Source organism: Nostoc sp. MG11, assembly GCF_014904695.1.
In the GTDB taxonomy this organism is placed as follows: Bacteria; Cyanobacteriota; Cyanobacteriia; order Cyanobacteriales; family Nostocaceae; genus Komarekiella.
In genome coordinates this window covers 1-915 of record NZ_JACXXN010000193.1, presented here as the reverse complement: position 1 = coordinate 915, position 915 = coordinate 1, and the positions used below count along the sequence as shown (strand labels likewise).

At 49.1% G+C, this 915-nt stretch carries 1 pseudogene; it reads right to left on the bottom strand.

From position 1 onward, the window contains the following. Window positions 1-388: 388 nt before the first annotated feature. Window positions 389-915 (bottom strand): annotated as a pseudogene (locus tag HCR01_RS38025) (Crp/Fnr family transcriptional regulator); the annotation flags it as partial.

Here is a 915-nt window from a genome sequence, read left to right as displayed (position 1 = left end):
TAGTCGTCGTAGACAAATTCCGCGCAGCAGCCGTACTTAAACTCAGTTGAGGTTGTCCAATCTCAACATCCAAATTCAACTCAATAGATTCTGTCATTCAATTTTAGATTTTGGATTGATCCCACAGATAAATCTGGAGGCTTGTACCATCAAGGAATGTCGGTCATTACCTCATCCTCTAGTTACTAACAAAAGTGTCCGACGTAATAGATGAGAGGTTAAGGTTATTAGGACTTACGCAACAACTCTCTGAAACTCTTAATTCCTTTGCGACCTTTGCGTCCTTGGTGGTTCGTTTTTTCCTAATTTTGCGTAAGTCCTGGTTATAACGCTTTTGTCAAAATTTCTCATTGACAAAAGTCATTTCGCCTCACCTCTCAACGAATGCTTAACGCCCGATTTCGACATCTTCGAGAATGCCGAGTGCGTCAGGAACAAGCACAGCTGCGGAGTAGTAGGCGGTGACGAGGTAAGAGATGATCGCCTTTTCGCTGATGCCCATGAATCGGACGGACAAGCTGGGTTGGTATTCGTCGGGGATACCAGTTTGATGTAAGCCAATGACACCTTGCTTTTCCACACCAGTACGGAGCAAGAGGATGGAACTGGTGCGGGTATTGGTAATGGGGATCTTGTTGCAGGGAAAGATAGGTACGCCCCGCCAAGCAGGAACCCGGTGGCCGCCCAGGTCGATGCTTTGTGGGTAGACACCAAGGCGGTTGCACTCCCGACCGAAGGCGGCGATAGTGCGGGGATGAGCCAAGAAAAATCCCGGCTCCTTCCATACAGTGGCCAGCAGTTCGTCGAGGTCATCGGGAGTTGGTGGGCCGTTGCGTGTGTAGATGCGCTGTTTGAGGTCGGCGTTGTGCAGCAACCCGAATTCGCGGTTGTTGATTAACTCGTGTTCTTGACGTT